This is a genomic window from Lyngbya sp. CCAP 1446/10, assembly GCF_026130175.1.
In the GTDB taxonomy this organism is placed as follows: Bacteria; Cyanobacteriota; Cyanobacteriia; order Cyanobacteriales; family Microcoleaceae; genus Microcoleus.
The window spans coordinates 52129-75656 of record NZ_JAIGNI010000029.1 but is presented as its reverse complement, the minus strand read 5'-3'; the positions used below and the strand labels follow the sequence as shown (position 1 = coordinate 75656).

The 23528-nt window shown below is 47.7% G+C and carries 7 protein-coding genes; 6 read left to right on the top strand and 1 reads right to left on the bottom strand.

Annotation, left to right across the window (positions count from 1 at the left end; genetic code table 11):
- Positions 1-61: 61 nt before the first annotated feature.
- The 4 genes from K4039_RS13865 to K4039_RS13850 all read left to right on the top strand — a co-directional run bounded on the left by K4039_RS13865 (position 62) and on the right by K4039_RS13850 (position 15558).
- On the top strand, positions 62-5824 hold the full coding sequence (locus K4039_RS13865; RefSeq protein ID WP_265235772.1) for an ELWxxDGT repeat protein: 5763 nt from the start codon (positions 62-64) through the stop codon (positions 5822-5824).
- A 497-nt stretch (positions 5825-6321) separates the two neighbouring features.
- Positions 6322-9423: an MFS transporter gene (locus K4039_RS13860; RefSeq protein ID WP_265235771.1), complete on the top strand. Its 3102-nt coding sequence runs from the start codon at positions 6322-6324 to the stop codon at positions 9421-9423.
- Positions 9424-9698: 275 nt separating this feature from the next.
- The gene (locus tag K4039_RS13855) at positions 9699-10745 is read left to right on the top strand and encodes a glycosyltransferase family 4 protein (RefSeq protein WP_265235770.1); all 1047 of its coding nucleotides are present in this window, start codon (positions 9699-9701) and stop codon (positions 10743-10745) included.
- Positions 10746-11208: 463 nt separating this feature from the next.
- Positions 11209-15558 (top strand): response regulator, encoded by a 4350-nt coding sequence (locus K4039_RS13850; RefSeq protein WP_265235769.1) that lies wholly within the window; start codon positions 11209-11211, stop codon positions 15556-15558.
- 352 nt (positions 15559-15910) lie between these two features.
- Here K4039_RS13850 and K4039_RS13845 read toward each other — a convergent pair whose 3' ends face one another.
- A complete protein-coding gene (locus K4039_RS13845; RefSeq protein ID WP_265235768.1) occupies positions 15911-17572 on the bottom strand; it encodes a glycosyltransferase family 39 protein in 1662 nt (553 codons plus the stop codon).
- Positions 17573-17646: 74 nt separating this feature from the next.
- Between K4039_RS13845 and K4039_RS13840 the strand changes: the two genes are divergently transcribed.
- Both K4039_RS13840 and K4039_RS13835 read left to right on the top strand, forming a co-directional pair.
- Positions 17647-19143, top strand: a complete 1497-nt coding sequence (locus K4039_RS13840; RefSeq protein ID WP_265235767.1) for a hypothetical protein — start codon at positions 17647-17649, stop codon at positions 19141-19143.
- A gap of 986 nt (positions 19144-20129) precedes the next feature.
- Positions 20130-23525 carry a DUF4347 domain-containing protein gene (locus K4039_RS13835; protein ID WP_265235766.1) on the top strand — a complete coding sequence of 1132 codons (3396 nt, stop codon included), beginning with the start codon at positions 20130-20132 and terminating at the stop codon, positions 23523-23525.
- Positions 23526-23528: the final 3 nt, after the last annotated feature.

The window sequence follows — 23528 nt, the reverse complement described above, 5'->3', positions numbered from 1 at the left end:
AATCAACTGCAAGCCGATTAATCTTGACAATCCCAAACAAAACTAAATCAGGTAATCTACCATGACTAAGCAAATCCTTTTCATAGACTCCGCCGTCCAAGATTATCAAACCCTTACCAACAGCGCCAATCGCGCCCAAGTTTTCATTTTAAATGAAAATTCCAGCGCCATCGAACAAATTACCAATACCTTAGCCAATCAAAGCGATATCGAAGCAATTCATATCCTCTCACACGGCAGCCCCGGCAACTTAAACCTCGGCTCAGAAACCATAAGCAATGAGAACTTAGCCCAATTAGGTAACAAAATTCAACAGTGGGGGAAAGCCTTAACAAAAAATGCCGACATCCTCATCTATGGATGCAATGTAGCAGCCACAGAAATCGGATTGCAATTCATCCAAAAACTGCATCAACTAACAGGGGCAAACATCGCCGCATCGAAGAACAAAACCGGGAATCAAGCCGCCGGCGGAGACTGGGAACTAGAAGTCAAAATCGGGGAAATCTCTACCCCCATCCCCTTCACCAGCGCAGCAATGGCCAGCTACCAGGGCATCTTAGGCGTTACTCTCATCAAAGACATTAATCCTGGGGGCAATTCAAACCCTAACAAATTCATCAACTTCAACAACACCCTATATTTCCAAGCCTCGGACGGTACCAACGGCATAGAATTGTGGAAAAGCGATGGCACCTCCGCGGGTACGGTTCTCCTTAAAGACATTTATCCGGGGATTACCGGTTCAAGCCCTCTCGAGTTAATCAACTTCAACAACACCCTATATTTCCGAGCCTCGGACGGTACCAACGGCTCTGAATTGTGGAAAAGCGATGGCACCTCCGCGGGTACGGTTCTCCTTAAAGACATTCGTCCGGGGGCTGGCAATTCAAACCCTAGCAACTTGATCAACATCAACAACACCCTATATTTCTCAGCCGGTGACGGTACCAACGGCTTTGAATTGTGGAAAAGCGATGGCACCGCAGCCGGTACGGTTCTCCTTAAAGACATTTATCCGGGGGCTAACAGTTCAAACCCTAGCAACTTCATCAACATCAACAACACCCTATATTTCCAAGCCAATGACGGTACCAACGGCATAGAATTGTGGAAAAGCGATGGCACCGCAGCCGGTACGGTTCTCGTTAAAGACATTTATCCGGGGGCTAACAATTCAAACCTTGGCAACTTCATCAACTTAAACAACACCCTATATTTCAGAGCCTCGGACGGTACCAACGGCACTGAATTGTGGAAAAGCGATGGCACCTCCGCGGGTACGGTTCTCCTTAAAGACATTTATCCGGGGACTAACAATTCATTCCCTGACAACTTCATCAACTTCAACAACACCCTATATTTCCGAGCCGATGACGGTACCAACGGCTATGAATTGTGGAAAAGCGATGGCACCTCCGCGGGTACGGTTCTCGTTAAAGACATTAATCCGGGGGCTGCCGATTCAAACCCTTTCGACTTCATCAACTTCAACAACACCCTATATTTCCAAGCCGGTGACGGTACCAACGGCTTTGAATTGTGGAAAAGCGATGGCACCTCCGCGGGCACGGTTCTCGTTAAAGACATTAATCCGGGGGCTGCCGATTCAAACCCTAACAAATTCATCAACTTCAACAACACCCTATATTTCCAAGCCGATGACGGTACCAACGGCACTGAATTGTGGAAAAGCGATGGCACCTCCGCGGGCACGGTTCTCGTTAAAGACATTTATCCGGGGGCTGCCGGTTCAACCCCTAACAACTTCATCAACCTCAACAACACCCTATATTTCCAAGCCGATGACGGTACCAACGGCTTTGAATTGTTCGGCCTTGCACCCGCCACCATCACCAACGTCACAGCCACCACCGCCGACGGCACCTACGGCATCAACACCCCCATCAACATCACCGCCACCTTTTCCGAAGCCGTAACAGTCACCGGCACCCCTCAACTGCAACTGGCAACGGGCACAACTAACCAACTGGCCAACTACACTACTGGCAGCGGCGGCACCATCCTCACCTTCGACTACATAGTTCAACCTGGAGATACCAGCCTCAACTTACAATACCTCACCACCACCGCACTCAACAGCGGCACCATCCAAGACAGCCTTAACATCAACGCCGACTTAACTCTACCCGCCCTCGCCTCAGCGCAATCTCTCGGCGGCAGCAAAGCATTGGTGATAGATGGCATCGCCCCCACTGTTACCAGCATTGTCCGCAAAACCCCCACAACCACACTCACCAACGCTAACAGCGTCATCTACACAGTTACTTTCAGCGAACCAGTTAAAAACTTAGATATAGGTGACTTCACCCTGAATAAAACTGGCACTGTTAATGGCAATATCGCCTCAGTTTCAGCAGCGACAGGTACAACTATTGATGTCACAGTTGACACCATTACGGGGGATGGCAATTTAGGTTTAGACGTACCCACGACAGCCACAATTAATGATGTTCCCGATAACGCATTAACCGCAGCATTTACCACAGGTGAAACCTATACAGTTGACACTACTGCACCGACTGTTACTATCAATCAAGCAACAGCACAAACTGACCCAACTGCAACTTCACCGATTAATTTTACTGTCACATTTAGCGAACCAGTGACTGGTTTCGATGCTGCTGATATCGACTTAACTACAAGTACAGCAACGGGAACATTAACACCAACCATCACAGGTAGCGGCCCGGTTTACAATGTTGAAGTTAATGGCGTAACAGGTAGCGGTAATGTGGTTGCTAGCATCAAAGCTAACGGCGTTACTGATGCAGTAGGCAATAACAATACTGTTAGTACCACTACGGATAATACTGTCACTTACAACGCAGCAACACCGGAAATCCAAGTATTAGACGGCACAACGGATATTGTTGATGGTACGATAAGTGCGATTAATTTTGGCAGTGCCACAATCGGCGGTACTCTCAACAAAACCTTTACCGTAAACAATCTCGGTACAGCAGCCTTAAATCTCAGCAATCTAACTTTACCAACCGGATTTAGCTTAGTCGGAAACTTACCTGCAACTGTGGCGGGAGGCGCGAGTGCTAACTTGCAAGTTCAAGTAGATACAGCGACAGCAGGAAACTTATCAGGTACGCTGCAATTTGTCAATGATGACAGTGATGAAAATCCCTTTGATTTCCCGATTTCAGCCACAGTTACAGCTACACCATTACCGGAAATTCAAGTTTTAGACGGTACAACGGATATTGTTGATGGTACTGTAAGTGCAATTGATTTTGGTAGCGTGACAATCGGTGCAACTCTCAACAAAACCTTTACCGTAAACAATCTCGGTACAGCCGTCTTAAATCTCAGCAACCTAACTTTACCCACAGGATTTAGCGTAGTTGGAAACTTACCCGCAAGTGTGGCGGGAGGCGCGAGTGCTAACTTGCAAGTTCAAGTAGATACAGCGACAGCCGGAAATCTATCAGGTACGCTGCAATTTGTCAATGATGACAGCGATGAAAATCCCTTTGATTTCGCGATTTCAGCCACAGTTACAGCTACACCATTACCGGAAATTCAAGTTTTAGATGGGACAACGGATATTGTTGATGGTACTGTAAGTGCGATTAATTTTGGTAGTGCATTAATTGGCGGTACTCTCAACAAAACCTTTACCGTAAACAATCTCGGTACAGCCGTCTTAAATCTCAGCAACCTAACTTTACCCACAGGATTTAGCGTAGTTGGAAACTTACCCGCAAGTGTGGCGGGAGGCGCGAGTGCTAACTTGCAAGTTCAAGTAGATACAGCGACAGCCGGAAATCTATCAGGTACGCTGCAATTTGTCAATGATGACAGCGATGAAAATCCCTTTGATTTCCCGATTTCAGCCACAGTTACAGCTACACCATTACCGGAAATCCAAGTTTTAGATGGCACAACTGATATTGTTGATGGTACTGTAAGTGCGATCGACTTTGGTAGTGCAATTATTGGCGCAAGTCTCATCAAAACCTTTACCGTAAAAAATCTCGGTACAGCAGTCTTAAACCTCAGTAACCCTACCCTACCAACCGGATTTAGCTTAGTCGGAAATTTACCGACAACTCTCGCAGCAGGTGCAAGTGCTAACCTGCAAGTTCAAGTCGATACGACAGTAGCCGGAAATAAAACAGGTACGTTGCAATTTGTCAATGATGACAGCGATGAAAATCCCTTTGATTTCGCGATTTCAGCGTCAGTTACTGCAACTGCTGCACCGGAAATCCAAGTATTAGACGGAACAACAGATATAGTTGATGGTACTGCAAGTGCGATCGACTTTGGTAGTGCATTAATTGGCGGCACTCTCAACAAAACCTTTACCGTCAAAAATCTCGGTACAGCAGTTTTAAACCTCAGTAATCCTACCCTACCAACTGGATTTAGCTTAGTTGGAACCTTACCTGCAACTGTCGCCGCTGGCGGTACAACTAACCTGCAAGTTCAAGTAGATACAGCGACAGCCGGAAATAAAACAGGTACGTTGCAGTTTGTCAATAATGACAGTGATGAAAATCCCTTTGATTTCGCGATTTCGGCATCAGTTACAGCGACTCCTGCACCCGCACCAGCGCCTGCACCAGCGCCTGCACCAGCACCCGCGCCAACGCCTGCACCCGCGCCAACGCCTGCACCAGCACCTGCACCCGTACCCGCGCCTGCACCTGCACCCGTACCTGCACCTGCACCCGTACCCGTACCTGCACCTGCACCTGCACCCGTACCCGTACCTGCGCCAGCACCCGTACCCGTACCAAAACCTATACCTTTACCAGTACCAACTCCAACGCCTGCACCGGTACCAACACCTGCGCCTGCACCGACACCGACACCGACACCTGCACCTGCACCAGTACCAACCCCTGCACCCGTACCAACTCCAACCCCTGTTAACCAAGAGGATACCAATTGCATTTGCGACAAAATTGAGTATCCCAATCTCAACCAACCCAACCAACAAATTGATAATATTATCAATGGTGGTAATCAGCTAATTGGAACTCCCGCAAACGAAGCTTATTTTGGCAGCAACAACCCCAACATCTTCGATGCTAAACAAGGCAACGATAATCTATTTGGCGGTGAGTTAAAGGATATCTTCAACGGCAATCAAGGCAATGACTTCATTGATGGCAATCAGGGAGACGATATCCTGTTTGGGGGTAAAGGTGGCGATATCATTCTTGGTGGTTTTGGTGAAGATGTGATCTTCGGAAATCAGGGAAATGATTCAATTAACGGCAAAGAAGATGATGATTTAATCTTTGGCAATCAAGGCAATGATTTTATCGACGGCGGCAAAGGAGATGATTTAATTTACGGTGGCAAAGGAGATGATTTAATTCTCGGCAGCGAAGGTAATGATACTCTCTTCGGACAACTGGGAGATGATACTTTGTGCGGCGGTGATCAAGATAACGTCATTTATGGCGGTCAAGGTAACGATTTAATCGATGGCGGTAAGGGCAACGATTCGATTTATGGAGACTTTGGAAACGATACGCTTCTCGGTTGCGAAGGCGACGATATATTGTTTGGAGGTTCGGGTAATAACAGTTTAGTTGGCGGTTTGGGAAATGACACTTTTGTGTTAAATAACCGTCAGGGATTTGACTTGATTGCTGATTTTGTCAAGGGTAAAGATTCCCTCGGATTGTCGGGAGGCTTGAGTTTTAATCAGTTAGAAATAACTCAGGACAATAACAGTGCGCTGATTAAGTTAAAGGGAAGTGGAGAATTAGTTGCTTCTTTAACTGGAGTCACCGCCAGCCTAATTGGTGTTAGCGATTTCCGAGTTATTTGAATCTCAAATAATACCTGAAAGGTAGGGAGACGGCAATGCCGTTTCCTCCGGGGCCGGACACGGCAATGGCAATTAGTGTTAACAAAAATGTCAAACGTAGTGCCGGTCTTATGTGTGGCGATTAAGGCCAGATCCCCCCTAACCCTTAAGAAGGGGGGGACAAGACTCTTCTCAAAGTCCCCCTTCTTAAGGGGGATTTAGGGGGATCTCCGGGGTATAGATACTGCGATTGCTTCGTTCCTCGCAATGACAATCTTAAGTGAACTGTATTGCGTTAAAAACAAGTCTAGTTGACCAATAACACAAAACGGACATACCATAAATCTGCCTAAAGTGATAGTAGTCCGCAGACATATTTGTACACTTCCAACTGTAGGGGGATGCTTTAGCTCGTCAATAAAGCGATGCTTGCCATTGGGGGCACGAATCTAAAACTATATAATTAGTCAACTCGCGCCAACGATCGCGCGCACCCACCCTTTAACGAGGCATATACTATGTATCAAAATTTTCCAATAAATCCAGAAATGTATAACATCGGGTTCTTGCTGGCCCAAGTGCCAGTAGAACAGACTACAACTACAAACACAGTAGAAGAAACAGCACTCCTCTATTCCGGGCCGCAATTTTTTATCGCCCTAATCGCTGGAGTCGTTCTAGCCTGCGCTTTCCAACTGTTGCTAACAAATTTATCAGTAGCCGCGGGCCTTTCCTACATCGGACAATCCCACGATGACGAACACCACTCGGATAGCAGCAGCCCGCCACTGCGCCACATCGGCAGCAAAGTCGGCACTTGGACGCTAATCACCGTCACCGTCGCCCTATTCTTCGCTTGCTTGCTAGCAGTAAAGCTCAGCTTGATTAGCAGTCCCGGTTTAGGTGCGATCGTCGGTTTAGTTGTCTGGGCCACCTATTTCTCACTTCTCGTCTGGGTGAGCTCCACCACCGTCGGTTCCCTGATCGGTTCCGTCGTCAACACCGCGACATCGGGCGTTCAAGCAATTTTTGGCACCGCAGCCGCAGCCCTCGGCGCGCAAGCAGCCAGCAACCAAGTAGTGGCCACAGCCAAAGCAGCCGCCGCCGCAGTGGGACACGAACTCGGTAGCGCGATCGACCCCACAAGCTTGCGGGAAAACGTCGAAGACTACATCCAAGCCCTCAAACCGCCGGAATTAGACATCAAAGCGATGCGCGGCGAGTTTGAAAAATTGCTCAACGATCCGCAACTCAAAAGCATTGCGGGCGAAAATTTGCCGAAGATCGATCGCCAAACTCTCGTAAATTTAGTAAGTTCGCGATCGGACTTGTCAAAGCGCGATGTCAACCGGATTGTAGACCAACTCGAAGATGCTTGGAAACAAGTAGAAAAACAAGAGTCCAAATCAGACGGCATCGCCCAATTGGTAGATTATCTCAAATCTGCAAAATCGGGAGATTTGCTCTCAGAGCAACTGACAAGTAGGGTAGAACAAGCCCTCAGTAATCTAGGCGGTCAAAATTCCGGCCAAAGCCCCACCATGATGTCCCAAGCAAGGACAATGGCAATTAATGCTTTAATGGGAATAGTTTTGGGCCGCACAGATATTTCCGATTTCGATGTAGAAAAAGTAGTCGGTCAGCTCAAAACAGCTAAAGACAAAGTTAGCGCCCAAGCTGATAAAGTTACCGCTCAAGTCAAAGGCGAACCCGAAACTTACAGCCCGATCCGCACCGATGTAGAAAACTACTTGCTCAACACTTATTCGTGGCAAATGAACCCGCAGGCGATCGAGCGCGAATTTCGTGACGTGCTCTACGATCCTACGGCCGATCCTGGAACTGTACGCCGCGAATTAGAAAAACTCAAACAGTCGAATTTTGCAGAAATTTTGGCAAGTCGCGGCGTTTTTACCCAAGACAAAATTAAAGAAATTTCCCAGGAATTAGAAGGAATTAGACAGCGAGTTTTGCAAACTGTGATCTTTGCCGAGGAGCAAGAAAAAGCTCGCGATTTGCAGTGGCGGGTGGAAACTTATTTGAAGGTGACACCGAAAGAGGAACTGACAGCAGCAGGTATCGGGAGCGATTTCAAAAAAATCTTAGATGATTCCGATGCAAGTTACGAACAGTTGCGCGATCGGCTTTCTCCTTACACCCGCGACAGTTTTGTGCAAATCCTGAGAGGCCGCGAAAACTTCGGCTTCCAGGAAGTAGAACAGATTGTCAACGAGTTGGACAGGACGCGAGATGTCGCTTTAGCAGATGCTAAAGGCCTGCAAGAAGCCGCCCAAGTCCGACTAGACAATCAGTGGCAAAAAGTACAAGAATACTTGCAGTCTACGGGCCAATCAGAACTCAATCCCGAAGGCATCAAGCGCGATTTCAAAACGCTGCTGGACAACCCAGAAGCGGGAATGTGGGCGCTTAAAGCTAGAGCTTCTCGGTTCGATCGCGAAACTTTGGTAAAATTGCTATCTCAGCGGAAAGACCTTAACGAAAACCAAGTAAACGAGCTTCTCGACAGCGCCGAGGAAACTTGGCACAGCGCGCTCCAAGCACCGCAACAACTGGCAGAAAAAGCTAAGGATCAGTACGACCAAACGACCACCGCCCTGGCAGATTACCTCCGCAATACTGGCAAATCAGAACTCAATCCTGAAGGGATTCAGCGCGATTTGACGAAACTGATGGAAAATCCCAAAGAAGGGGCTTTAGCGCTGCGCGGCCGCCTGTCTCAGGTCGATCGCGATACTTTGGTAAAACTTCTTTCTCAAAGACAAGATTTGACTGAGGAACAAGTCAATCAAATTATCGACCAAGTGCAGGAAACTCTGGGATCGATCGTGAAAGCGCCGCGCCGTTTGGCGAAGCGGGTACAAACCCAAGTCCACGATTTTCAGAGCATTTTAGAGGATTATTTGCGCAATACGGGCAAGGATGAATTAAATCCCGAAGCCATCAAGCGCGACTTGCAACTGTTGCTACATGACCCAAAAGTCGGCGCTTACAGCTTGGGCGAGCGTCTGTCGCACATCGATCGAGAGACTATGATTTCTCTGCTGTCTCAGCGGCAGGATATTTCGGAAGCAGAAGCTGCTCGCATTGTCGATCAAATTTTGTCGGTGCGCGACCAATTCGCACAGCAAATCCAGAAAATTCAGGAGGGCATTCAGTCGGTAATTGACGGGATTCTCGGAAAAGTTCGGGATTACCTCAATTCGCTCGATCGCCCTGAACTAAATTATGAAGGGATTACGCGGGACGTGCGCCAATTATTTGACGATCCGCAAGCCGGATTTGATGCTTTGCGCGATCGGCTAGGTCATTTCAACCGCGATACTTTAGTAGCCCTTATTAGTTCCCGCGAGGACATTTCCGAAGCCGATGCTAACCGCTTGATCGACCAAATTGAAGTCACCCGCAATAGAGTGTTGCAAAGAGCAGAACGCTTGCAGCAAGAAGCCCAGCTTCGCCTTGAAAGCATCAAACTTCAAGCTGAAAAACAAGCAGAAGAAACCCGGAAAGCAGCGGAAGTTGCTTCTTGGTGGCTGTTTTTTACCGCTCTTACTTCGGCCGTAGCAGCAGCAGGTGCTGGTGCTTTAGCCGTGATCCGGTAACAATATTTCGGACAGTTGTTAATGGGAAACCAGAGAATATAGCGGTTCTCAAGCGTGGTGAGGTAGGCCCATAGCCCTATTATGCCCACGGAGGTCTATGCCCATAGCCCTATGCCGGATAGTACCTCAGATGAGAGATCCAAAGGCTATAAGTGTTTCAAGGCGATTCTAGAATCGAGCTACAAACGGAAAATAGAGTGTTTCAGGCTAAGAATTTTAACCTGTGTGGACTATCCTTATAGAATAATAGTCTAGACAGGTTAAAATTTTATTTTATGTACCATTTAGCGTTAGGTCGCCCGATCAATCTAGAGAGTATCGCCCACGATGCTGAAGTTGGCCTTTCTCCGCGCCATGTGATGTGGGGAATCAGCCAGCGACTAGGGGCAACTATCCATCAACCGTCAGGCCATCCGGTGTCATTGTTCGACAAAATACGATCTAAAATGTCTAGTCGCCCGGAAAATTGGGCTCTAGCCCGCCAACTGTCTGAGCAACTTGATAGCAATGATACGATCTTCTGCACTGGCGAAGATGTGGGTATTCCCATCGCAATACTTTGCGGGGCTAAGCGTAATCGACCAAAAATTGCTGTATTTTTCCATAATATAGATCGACCACGAGGCCGATTGGTGATGAAACTGTTTCGATTGGCCGACAAGATTGACTTGTTTGTAAGTAATGCCAGCCTTCAGTTAGATTTCCTCCGTAATTTGGGAGTGTCTGAAAGTCGTCTGTTGATGTTACCAGAACAGACAGATACAGCTTTTTTCACCCCTGGTGTTTCAACGTCTAATCAGCAACGCCCAATTATTGCTAGTGTGGGCCTGGAAAAGCGGGACTATCGACTCCTGGCGGAAGCGACGGCTGATCTTGATGTTGATGTGAAGATTAGCGGTTTCTCGAAGGATGCGATCGCAATGGCCAAGGCTTTCCCAGAAACTTTGCCAGCAAATATGTCACACAAATTCTATTCTTGGCCTGATTTGGTGCAACTCTACCGCGATGCCGATCTAGTTGCTGTCACCGTTACAGAGAATAAGTTCTGTGCTGGGTTGACTTCGATGTTAGAGGCGATGGCCTGTCAAAGGCCGGTGGTGGTGACGAAAACTCAAGGGTTGGTTGATTATCTTGCACATCCTGGTATCGCTACAGTGGTTAATTCAGGGGATGCTAAAGGTTTGCGCGAGGCGATCCAAAAGCTATTAAACAATCCCCAGGAAGCCCAAGCCCAAGCAAGATGCGGTTATAAATTGGCGCTCGAAGAACACAACAGCGAACATTATATTGAGGTTCTTGCAGCGCGGCTGGCTTCACTCTAGTTGCAAATTCAAAACTTAGAAGTAAACATTGGCTCGCAGATAGAAAATAGAAAATTAAGCATTTTCTATTTTCTATCTTTTTAAAAAAGCAAAAAATCTCTCCCAGCAACAGCAATAATTGGGACTCTACCCATCATCTGTAAAACCACCCGCCTGTCACGAATATACGACAGTATCAAATTTTAATTATTTTCCACTATTTTGTTGAATCTGAGAAAATATTGATATTTAGGTGATGAAGGAGAGTTTACAGGTTGTGCATAATAGATGACTAGAGCTGTGAAAATATTACACTGATGTGAGAGCGACATACCGGATACCCCGTCAGACCAAGGGCTTTTCCAAATCCGCCCACAACAGTCAAAATACGCAGGCCCTGCGATCGCCAATGCTAAACAAAACAACCTACGTCTCCAACCTCCCCAGGCTAGTTGCCTAGTAGCACCGTGAGGAGGCCGACGCCATGCAACTCCGTAAAAAAACACTATTAATCATCGGTGCAGCCCTGATCAGCCTGATTGTGGTTCTCTATGCCACTGCATCAACCATTTTGCTGCACGATTTTAACAACCTGGAGGCACAGTACGTCCGCCAGGATGTGGCGCGGGCTTTGGACGCGCTAGATGACGATTTGTCGAATTTAGACACCAGCGCTCAAGATTACGCCGAGTGGGATGACACTTACTCTTTTGTCAATACACGGAACCAGGATTTTGTCAAGTCAAATTTTGTCGATTTGACATTTGTTTACTTGAGGCTAAACTTATTGGTGCTGCTGGACTCCAACGGCAAGACCATCTTCAGCAAAGGTTTCGACCTGAAATCCCAAACCGAAATCCCGATTCCGGCAAGCTTAAAACAGCACTTGACCGAGGCGCTGCTAGAGTCACAGACAGGTTCTGCCGATCGCCCAACCGCCAAAACAGGTGTCCTGACTCTGCCAGAAGCTAGACTGCTAATTGCCTCAAAGCCGATCGTCAACAGCAACGCGATCGGCCCGCCACGGGGGACGCTGATCCTGGCACGCTACCTCGACAACACCGAAATCGGTTTGCTTTCAAAACTGACTCACCTGTCAGTGGATTTTAGATTGCCGAGTTTAGATTTTAAAGTGGGAGCCACGAACTACTCAGGCCCAGGCGCTAAAGCACTCGCTAGCTCAAGCCAGGATTTGGAAAATCTCAAACTAAAAATTTCCAACCTCAAATCAGTAGAAATTTTAGTTGAGCCGCTCAGCGACAGCGTAGTCGCAGGATACGCGCTGATTCGCGACATCCGGGGCAAGCTAGCGCTGCTGCTGCGAGTAGAAGTAGACCGAGTAATCTCTCGCCAAGGTCAGGCTACTTTAGAACTCTTTACCTTCTCGATATTGGCAGTAGGTGTAATATTTAGCGCGATCGCCCTGCTGTTGCTAGAAAAATTAGTCTTGGCGAGATTGGGGGACTTGAGCACTAGCGTCAGCAACATCGCAGCCAACGGCGATCCCGACTTGCGCGTTCAAATGCCAGGAGGCGATGAACTCAGCAGCTTGGCCGACACCATCAACCAGATGCTAGAAGCATTGGGCAATTCTCAAGTCGAACATAAGGAGAGCGAAAACCGCTATCGGTTGATGGCAGAAAACTCAACCGACATGATCACGAGACACAACCCCAAAGGCGTATTTGTTTACGTCTCGCCAGCCAGCCAAGCTTTGCTGGGATACGAACCTTCAGAACTGATCGGCCACCTCCCCAGCGATTATTTTCACCCCGACGATTTAGAAAGCATCGCCAAAGCTCACTCGCAAGTCCTGGCGCTCCCAGTTACTTACACCCTTAGCTACCGCATCCGCCACAAAGACGGCAAATACATTTGGTTTGAAACCACCAGCCGCACGATCCGCGATCCCCAAACTGGCTCCGTACAAGAAATTATCGGCGTTTCCCGCGACATCAGCCTGCGGAAGCAAACAGAGCAAGAATTGCGAGAAAGCGAAGCTGCCATTAAAACTTTGTACCAAGTGATTTCGGCTCCCCGTACAGACCCCCAGGGCATCCTTTCTACGTTTGATTTGCGCCTCCAAGAACTGCTGGGAATGGGATGCCGACAGCTAAACCTGTCCGTGGGAATTTTGTCCCGCATTCAAGGCGACAACTATCAAATAATGGCTGTTGAATGTCCCGATGAGTCGATCGCCAAATCAGAAATCTACGATTTGGAAAAAACCTTCTGCGTGGCTACGGCAATGTCAACAGAACCGATGTACTTTGAGTCGGTGAGGTTTTCGGGTTTGTCCTTAAATACGGGCGTTCCTGCCTTCAATATCGAAGCTTATATGGGCATTCCCGTCACGGTGGCAGGTGAAGTTTACGGCACTCTATGCTTCTTTGCTCAGACTCCTCTAACAGAACCATTCCGAGTTGTAGACAGAGAGTTGGTGAAACTGATGGCTCAGTGGGTAGGAAGCGAACTAGAACACCAGCAAACAGGCGTAGATTTGGCAAAAGCTCGCGACGAAGCACTGGCGGCTACCAGAGCAAAAAGTGAATTTTTAGCCACCATGAGCCACGAAATTCGCACTCCGATGAATGGAGTCATCGGCATGACTGGTTTACTGCTAGATACGAGCTTAACTCGCGAACAGTGTGATTTTGTAGAAACTATCCGCAGCAGCGGCGATGCTTTGCTGACGCTGATCAACGATATTCTAGATTTCTCGAAAATTGAGTCGGGCAAATTGGACTTGGAGGAACATCCGTTTGACATCCGCACTTGCATTGAGGAATCTCTCGACTTGGTAGCTACCAAGGCGGCAGAAAAAAAACTGGAATTGGGTTACTTGATCGATCGCTCCGTACCACCAACGGCGATCGGCGACAGCGCCCGCTTGAGGCAAATTTTAATCAACTTGCTCAGCAATGCTGTGAAATTTACCCAAGCAGGAGAAGTGGTGCTTTCGGTGACAGCCAAAAAGCTTGCATTGTCCATGATCGACGATCAAGAACCGCCCGAAATTAATGGCGAACCACTAGCAATTAACCAACTATACGAAATACAATTTGCGGTTAAAGATACTGGTATCGGCATTCCGGGCGATCGCATGGATCGACTGTTTAAATCTTTCAGCCAGGTTGATTCTTCAACGAGCCGGCACTACGGCGGCACCGGATTAGGTTTGGCAATTAGCAAGCGTTTGGCAGAAATGATGGGCGGCAGGATGTGGGTGGAAAGTATGGGTTGTATTGCGGGCAATCCTCCCGCAGATTTTCAAGCGGCAGTTTTTGATTTGGAATGGGGAGAATCTTGTGAAATTGCTGAAAAATATTGCTCTGGCAAATCTGTACTCAGCAACCAGCCGATCGACCAAAATCCCAAATCAGTAGGCTCTACCTTTTATTTCAGCACGATTGTTTCTGGCTCCAATAGTTCATTACCAGTTAACTTGAGCAATTCTCAACCAGAATTAGCTGGTAAGCGAGTCTTAATTGTCGATGACAATGCTACCAACCGCCAAATTTTGACTCTGCAAGCTCAATCTTGGGGAATGGTGCCTAGGGCTTCAGCTTCGGCTCGTTTGGCTTTAGATTGGATCGCTGCCAAAGAAGAGTTTGACTTGGCAATTTTGGATATGCAAATGCCGGGAATGGACGGGTTGGATTTAGCTGCCCAAATTCGCCAGTATCCCGATCGCCAAAAGTTGCCGTTAGTGATGCTAACTTCGATCGGCAGACAAGAAATTAACACCCCTGCGATCGAGGTAGATTTTGCTGCTTTTTTGAACAAGCCGATCAAACAATCTCAGCTTTACAATGTTTTAATCAATATTTTTGGCAAACAGGCAACTGAAATTAGAGTACAGCACACCAATAAGCCTTTCTTGCAAAGCATACCCCTACTGGCGGATAACTTACCTCTGCGGATTCTGCTGGCTGACGATCATTTGGTGAATCAGAAGGTAGCTTTGCAAATTTTGCAGCGGATGGGGTATCGCGCGGATGTGGCAGGAAACGGTATCGAAGTGCTGGAAGCTTTGCGCCGCCAACCTTACGATGTGGTGCTGATGGATGTGCAAATGCCGGAAATGGACGGTTTGGAAGCTACCCGCCGCATCCGCGAGCAATTTTTAGAGGATTTTACCTCAGAAAATCCCACGGGAGAATCAGAAGTTTCTGAAACTGACGAACAATCTAACAATCCAAAATCCAAAATCCAAAATCTAAAATCGACGAGCCCTTGGATTGTGGCGATGACGGCAAATGCGATGCAGGGCGATCGCGAAGAGTGCATGGCTGCGGGGATGGACGATTATTTGAGTAAGCCGATCGCCATTGAGGAGTTGGTACGAGCTTTGAGCGCGTGTAAATCGCGATCGAATGGGGCTGTGGCGGAAAATCAACAAGTGAAAATGCCCAATTCTCCCGCAGTTGTCGGGTGTGATGTATCAAATGTCGATCGGGCTTTACCAAAAACTGGCGATTGCCTGAATCCCAAGATTATAGAAGGACTGCGAGATGTGGAAGCTTTGGAGGAGGTGATCGACATTTACCTCGAAACAGCTCCCCAACTGCTGCGAGGCATCTCTGTGGCCCTCAGCAATGCCGATCCGCTAGCTTTAAGGCGATCGGCTCACTCCTTGAAATCGATTAGCGGAACTCTCGGTGCTTTTCGCTTGTTTGAGTTGTGCGAGGAACTCGAAATCATGGGCCGGATGGGGACAAATGCGAACCAGCCTTTATCTGGGCACTCCTGCGGGCTTTTACAACAGGTTGAGGCGGAATATCAAAGAGTCGCAGCGGCGTTAAAAATAGAACAGCAAGCTGTTGATTGTTAGCTGTTAGATCATGTCCGTTTGCATCGCAATCTCACTGTCATTGCCAGGAACGAAGCAATCTCACTGTCATTGCGAGGTCGGACACGCTTAGCTAACCCAAGCTTATTGCGCCATAGTCCAGGCGATTGGTTCGCTATACGAGAGCGCAATGACATATAGCGCTCACCCAAGTATATTGCAATACGGTTCATTTAACACTATTTATACCCCCGGAGATCCCCCTAAATCCCCCGGATAGTCGGGGGACTTTGAGGGCATTCTTGTCCCCCCCTTTTTAAGGGGGTTAGGGTGGATCTTTCTTAAGTGAACCGTATTGAAGTATATTGGGCTATATTAACTCTCATTGCTGCACTTATTTTCTAGTGACTAAAACCCAATCGTCCGCTGTTTTCACAACCTCAGCATTCTCCAAAGCTAAATGTTTTAACACAGGTTTTTCCAACAGAAAATAAGGTTGCGGGAGAGATTGCCATTTCTCTTTAAGTGTCAGCCCGTCGGCGACAATCACTTGTCTTTCACTATAAAAATTCAGCGACGGACGAGGTAATTTATGAGAGGTGAAGATTTCCTGACCGACTGGGGTTCCTTGGCGGACAATTTCGGCGATCGGCTTAACTGGATAATCCTCCGCTAGTTCCCAAACCCAGTTATCAGAAGCCACAAATACTAACAGCGTGACGTAAGTTCCCCAAATTAAAACCAATAAAAACTGTCGATCTTTGCGGTGCAGTAATACGCCAGCCAGTGTCATTGTCAAAGCTAAAAACATCATTATTAATTGCAAATCTCGCTGGGGAGACACAATTTGTCCGCCCAGCCTTAGCAAGCCGCTGAAGTACACACAACCGACGACAGCAACTACTGCTATTATTCCAAAAATCGCGGGATGAGGTAACAAAGATATAGCATTAAAATGTTCTTCTGCTTCATCTTTGATCTGCTCTTCCGGTAGCCACATTTGCTCCCAAACTTCAGCGAGATAGCTGCCAACAGCTAGAGCAAAAGCTGGATAAACTGGTAAAACATACCAAGGCAATTTGGTATTCATCACAGAAATAGCGAGCAGATATACTCCCGTCCAAACTAATACTAATTTTGGCCCAGGAAAATTGCGATTTTCCCAACTCAAATACAGCCCTTGCAGATAAAATAACTGCCACGGCCAAGCTGATTCTAAAATTTCTAAAAGATAATACCAGGGCGGGCCTTCGTGATTTCCTAATGTTTCCCAAATGCGTCGGAAAGATTGGTTAAGTAAATTAGCGTTGATGAAATCTTGGCCGTAGTGCAGCCATTGGGCAAAATACCAACCCGCTACGGGGAAAGTTCCGATCGCCAATCCGCCCCAAAGATAGCCACAAGTGAGGAGTCGCGGGGTATCCCAAACCAGGAAAATAAAGCCGATCGCGCCCAGCAACAGCCCCAACATCACGCCCTTAGTCAAACAAATGAGTCCGAACCCGATCCCCGCCCCCAAGGCGTAGCGCAAGTCACGGCGCGATCGCAGCAAACACCACATCGAGACGAGCAAAAAACACAAAACTGCTCCGTCTAACATCGCCAAACGTCCGTGCCGCACTACCGGAAGCAGCGTTAGGTAAACGAGAGCCGAAAAAATGGCGATCGAGCGCTGCGGATACAACTCCCGCCCAATGGCGTAAAGCAGGGGCACTGAAGCCGCTGTCAGCATCGCCGGTACCAACCTCGCCGTCAATTCGCTGACACCGCCGGCGCCAAAACACAGCCCGATCAGCCAGTGTACCAGCGGCGGCTTGTTCAAATAAGGCACGGAGCCGATCGTTGGATATAGCCAATTTAAATTGCCGCGCCAAATTTCCCGGCTTACCTGGGCTGCAATCCCTTCATCCCAATCCCGCAACGCCACGCCGCCCAGATTCAGCCCAAAAATTAGCACCGCAGCCAACAGCAAAGCCAGTATCCACAGTTTGTCTGTCAAGCTGTCATTGAAGCGAGTTTTCGGTTTGCGGTCTGGGAATGGAAAGATTTCTGACATAACTTAAGAGAGTTTTTAGCGTCCCAAAGAGAAGGTAAACTTAGACAGCAGTTATTTGCGATCGGGGAAATACCATGAACTTGCCTGTAATTATAGATATTATCATTGGCTTAGTGTTTATCTACCTGACATTAAGCTTGCTAGCTTCCGAAATTCAGGAATTGATTGCTACTGTTTTGCAGTGGCGGGCGGAACATTTAAAAAAGTCGATCGAAGTGCTGATTTCTGGAGGCAGCGAAGGCGCGAAAGATTCGGTGCAATTTCAGCGAGTCGGACAGTTGGCTAATTCAATTTACGCCAATCCAATCATCAAGGATTTGAATCAGGGAGCGAAAGGACTTTTACCAGAGGGATTCCGCTCTATTACGCACCGTTTGGGGCATTTTTTCCTCCAAATCACTGGGACTAAAAATATTTTTGGTAATAAATCAAGTGGGCCTTCTTATATTCCAGCAGATAGTTTTGCTGCGAGCCTTTTGGATACTTTAAAAATTTCTCGTTTGGTGGAATCGCTCTCTAAAAGTAGACTGGAAAGATTTAAAGATTTACAGTTGGCACAAATTCAAGTGATTGGAGAGGGTCTGAATCTGCCGGAGTCTACTAAACCGATTATTGAACAAGAATTTGGCTGGCTGACTGCGGAGTTCAATCGAGTTGTTGAAGATTATAAAAACGATTTGGGAAGTTTGAACAACAGTTTAGATCGGATGTCGGAAAAGTTGGGATTTTATATTAATGATTCTCAGGTTTATCTGCCAGAAACCGAGCTGGGAGGGAGAGAATTTCAGAGACAGATGGCTTTTGTTAAGGCGAGTTTTGATAGCGAATTTGAGCGGGCGGCGCTGCGGGCGCAACTGCAACCCAGTTTGAGTAATCTGTTAAATACTGTGAGGAAAGTTAGCAAAACTCAGGAGACGGTAGCACAAATTATGGATGAGAGAGAGGAGAGTCCGATTTACAAGCAAATTCAAGAAACCTTGGACAGTATGCCAGAATCTTTGAAACGCAGTCTTTATATTTTAGCTCAGCGCGCTGAAACAGGTGGCGGAGATACTCAAGACCAGTTGCAGCGGTTTCAGCAAGAAATTGAAGTTTGGTTTGACCAATCGATGGAGCGCGCTTCGGGGGTTTACAAGCGGAATTCTAGAGGGGTGGCGATTTTGCTGGGAACTGCGATCGCGATTACCGTTAATGCTGATAGCATTCATATTGTTAATCGGTTGTCGAAGGATTCGATGCTGCGATCGACTGTCAATTTGTATGCTCAGCAGTTGGTGGAAAAAAACGCTAAGACTAAATTAGATAATTTAACCGGTCTGAGCCAAGTTCAGCAGGATGTCGATCGAGCTTTGGATAATGTAGCTCTGCCTTTTGGATGGAGCGAACCGAACAGGTTAGAAATAGACGCGCAGGGTAATTTATTGTTGCCGGCTTTGATCGCAAAATTGTTTGGTTGGATATTGAGTGGCGTAGCTATTTCAATGGGAGCTAGTTTTTGGTTCGATGCCCTCAACAAGATTATTAATATTCGGAATTCTGGGAAAAAACCGCCATCTTCCACAGAATCTTGAGCGATGTTAATGCCAGGATACAGGATCGATCGGTAATTACGGGCCTGCCGGCCGTTTGGGAAAATATGCAGAACATAAATTCCGTGCGATCGCGGATGGCAGCATCCCAGAAATAGGCGAGACTAATATGTAGGTTGATAAAGATCGGCGAAACAAACCAGGTCACTACCAATTTCCGATGATCTGACTCCAGCGGTTTGAAACTCCGAATCTAATGTTTATATGTACCCACATACTTATCAAGAATATTACCTTGGCTTATGCCGATCGAGATATCGACACACTCAGCAACGACCGCACGGGCGATCGACTGTTTGCTAATTAAGGAGAGATTTAATTGAGGATGTGGAGCGTGCTGAGGGCAACTGGCTAGAGTGCAACGCTCATTAGCGGATGTAGGGGCGATCGCAATCAACGATTAAATTTGACTGAATGTGCGATCGATCAGATCAACTCCCGCTCAATAATTCTCATAACCTTTGTAGTAACTACGGCATTTCCCAAAGTACGCGCGGCAGCACAAAAACAACTTAATTGCGATCGATTAACCAACATTTAATATCAGATTAGACGGCGGTTAAAACCGCGTCTATAAAAACGCTTTAGCCTTCGGGAAGGGTATTTCACCTCCGTGGGGTAAAGAAAATAAGGTAATTTAAACCGCCCGATATTCAACCTTTCTGAAATCGGGTTTTGTTTATATAGATACGGTTTCAACCGCCCATTTTTATGACAAAATTCGGCTAGTAGAAGCTAAATTTATTTAAATGTTCCCGATAATTTTTGTTATTTACTCCCCAGTGATTGCAGTCAAAAATCCCAGTTCCTACAAGCGCTCAAAAGTAAATCCGGATCAAAAGATGTTCAAAAAAAACTTTTCAATATTGCACTAAACCAAAAATTTGTGTTAATATGTAATCAAACAAGACTGATAAGATTACTCTAGGGCTGTATCTACCAATAACGCCCATAATGGAGTATCAAATATGAGTTCTACGTTCGCTCAAGTTAACTCACAACTTTCTTTAGAAAAACTGCCACCCCGTTCCTTAGTCTTCATTGATTCTGGTGTGGAAGATTACGAGTCAATTGCCGCAGGAGTGCTGCCAGGACAGCAGGTGGTAATACTCGATCGCACTAAAAATGGCATCGAAGAAATTACCTCTGAAATTGGAAAATATGCCTCTAGTAATGGGGCGATCGATTCGGTTCACATTATTTCTCACGGGAGTTCTGGCAGCGTACAACTGGGTAATACCGCTCTGGGTTCAGATAACATCGAGCAATATAAAAGCCAGTTGGAAAAGTGGCAAACTTCACTCGCCCCACAAGCAGACATCATGCTGTACGGCTGCGATGTAGCAGCAGGTACAGGTGCTAATTTCGTTAACAAATTCAGTGAATTTACTGGAGCTGACGTTGCCGCGTCTACCAATATCACCGGCAAAGACGGCGACTGGAACTTAGAATTTGCTAAGGGTCAAATAGAATCTCCTTTAGCTTTACAGTCTTCGGCAATGGCAAATTACCAAGGTGATTTAGCTACTATCGTTGTAGCCAACAATAGCGATAGCGGAGCAGGTTCGTTAAGGGCTGCGATCGCCTCCGCTGTAGCTGGTGATACAATTACCTTCGCTCCCGGTTTGGCTGGTCAAACCATCACCCTCACCAGCGGTCAACTCGATATTCCTGCTGGCAAAAATATCACCATTGACGGCACGGCCGCCGCGGGTTTAACCATCAGCGGTAATAACGCATCCCGCGCCTTTTTTGTCAATGCAAACGTTGTGACTGCCACGAATTTTGCCGTCAAAAATCTCTCTATTGTCAACGGTAAAACGACTGGGACAGGTGGCGCGATCGGCACAACCGACGAAGTAAGCCTCACAGTAGACAACGTTCAGTTCAATAACAACGTTGCCGATCAAGGTGGTGGCGCAATTTTCGGTAATTTCAACAATACCCTGGCAGTATCGAACAGTAAATTTAACGGCAACATCGCCACCGCAGGTAATGACGAACGCGGTGCAGGTGCGATCGGCTTTTTGAGCTCCAAAACTTTTACTGTCACCAACAGCGACTTCACCAACAACAAAGGAATTAATGGTGGAGCAATTAACAGCCTTCAAGGCAAGTTAACAATTGAAAACTCCCGATTCATCGGCAACGACACCACCGCAGCCGTTTACGCAACAGGCCAAGATAATCCCTTTTTAAGGGGTTTTGGTGGCGCAGTTTACACAGACAGAGCTAGTTCTACAACTGAAGCTTCCGGCACAATTCGGATTAGTGGCAGCGTATTTCAAGACAATAAAGGTCGGGGCGAAGGAGGAGCAGCTTATCTGTTCACCGGCAGCCAAGACAAGGTAATTTTGGAAAATAGCACCTTCCAAAATAACGAAATTCTGGCGCTACCCAACGGTGGAGGTTCTGGAAACGGTGGTGCGGTAACGAATTTGAGCGACAGCACCAACCAGGGATTGACCATTACCAACACCACCTTTGCTGGCAACAAAGCCAACAATCAAGGTGGTGGTCTGTGGACAAGCAATGCCCCTGCTACGATTACTAACAGTACGTTTTCTGGCAACTCCACGGTGTTTGCTGCTGGTGATTTCAACAAACTCGGCGGTGCAATGACTCTTGGTGCACCTACAACTATTGTCAACACGACGATCGCCGATAATAGCGCCGGCTGGGTTGGTGGAGGTATCTTCGCCGATGCCAATAATGTCACCCTCAAAAACACGATTTTTTCCAACAATACAGCGGCTAACGGAGGAAACCCTTGGGGAATTCAGCAACACGTCACTGCCCAATACGCCGATCAAGGAGGGAATTTTCAATGGCCTGCAAAAAACCCCAATGACGGCAGCGATGTCAATGCTACGGCAAGTGTGACGATCGCAGACGCCAAACTCGGCCCTCTGCAAAATATCAACGGCGCTTTCGTCAGGCCTCTGCTGCTCGGAAGTCCGGCAATTGATAAAGGGGTTGCAAGTGGTGCGCCTGCTGCGGATCAGCGTGGTGTGACTCGCCCTCAAGATGGCGATACCATTCCAGGTGCGATCGTTGACAGTGGCTCTTTTGAATACAGCAGTGCAGTCGTACCCACACCGACTCCGGCGCCAACTCCCACACCCGCGCCAACTCCCACACCGACACCGACTCCCGCGCCGACTCCAACGCCCGCGCCAACTCCCACTCCCACACCGACTCCGGCGCCGACTCCCACACCCGCGCCGACTCCAACTCCGACACCGACTCCCGCGCCGACTCCAACGCCCGCGCCAACTCCCACTCCCACACCGACTCCGGCGCCGACTCCCACACCCGCGCCGACTCCAACTCCGACTCCAACACCCGCGCCAACTCCCACACCCGCGCCGACTCCAACTCCGGCTGGGGATGGTTCCCCGCTGGATGGTCTCAACCCCCCGCAACTCGACCCTGCTACGATCGCCCCCAACCCCGCCCAACAAACTCTCAACGGCGGTAACACAGACGATTTCATCATGGGCGGTGGCATCAACGAGTCGATTAACGGACTTGCCGGTAACGACACTCTCTACGGCATGGGCGGCAATGACAACATTGATGGTGGTGCGGATAATGACTTGCTCTTCGGCAATAATGGCAACGATTTTATCCAAGGTGGCGCTGGCAACGATACCGTCAGTGGCGGCAAAGATAATGACACTATTGTTGGCGGGGATGGCAACGACTCGTTAATGGGAGATCTCGGCAAAGATACTGTTGCCGGCGGTATGGGCAACGACACTATTTTTGGCGGCAAAGATGACGATATCTTGCTCGGTGAAGATGGGGACGACTACCTTTTGGGTAACTTAGGAAATGACACAATTAGTGCTGGAAACGGCAACGATCTTGTGTTCGGCAATGAAGGTGCAGACCTGATTTTTGGTGAGGCGGAAAATGACACTCTTTACGGTGGCAAAGACAACGACAGTCTCGCTGGCGGTGAGGGCAACGACTTGCTATTCGGTAACAATGAAAACGATGTGCTTGCGGGCAACGTCGGTAATGATACGCTTTACGGCGGTAAGGGTAACGATCTCCTCATTGGCGGTGCTGGTTCCGATTTCCTTTCCGGCGATGTAGGAGATGATACTTTGACTGGCGGTTCGGGAAGTGATGTGTTTTTCCTAACTAAAAGTGTGGGTAGCGACATCATTACTGATTTCCGCAAGGGCGAGGATTTAATTGGATTGGCTCCCGGTTTGAGTTTCAATCAACTCAGTATTACGTCTAGCAACAATCAAACTTTGATTAGCGTCACTGGGACTAATCAATTGTTAGCGAAACTGAACGGTTTACCCGGTACTCTCGCTGCTAGCGATTTCACTCAGGTAACAATCTAATTG

What these genes read in the sequence shown, in the direction of transcription:
- K4039_RS13850 (WP_265235769.1), top strand. Translation starts at nt 11,209, where the DNA reads ATGCAACTCCGTAAAAAAACACTATTAATCATCGGTGCAGCCCTGATC.
- K4039_RS13865 (WP_265235772.1), top strand. Translation starts at nt 62, where the DNA reads ATGACTAAGCAAATCCTTTTCATAGACTCCGCCGTCCAAGATTATCAA.
- K4039_RS13845 (WP_265235768.1), bottom strand. Translation starts at nt 17,572, where the DNA reads ATGTCAGAAATCTTTCCATTCCCAGACCGCAAACCGAAAACTCGCTTC.
- K4039_RS13835 (WP_265235766.1), top strand. Translation starts at nt 20,130, where the DNA reads ATGAGTTCTACGTTCGCTCAAGTTAACTCACAACTTTCTTTAGAAAAA.
- K4039_RS13840 (WP_265235767.1), top strand. Translation starts at nt 17,647, where the DNA reads ATGAACTTGCCTGTAATTATAGATATTATCATTGGCTTAGTGTTTATC.
- K4039_RS13855 (WP_265235770.1), top strand. Translation starts at nt 9,699, where the DNA reads ATGTACCATTTAGCGTTAGGTCGCCCGATCAATCTAGAGAGTATCGCC.
- K4039_RS13860 (WP_265235771.1), top strand. Translation starts at nt 6,322, where the DNA reads ATGTATCAAAATTTTCCAATAAATCCAGAAATGTATAACATCGGGTTC.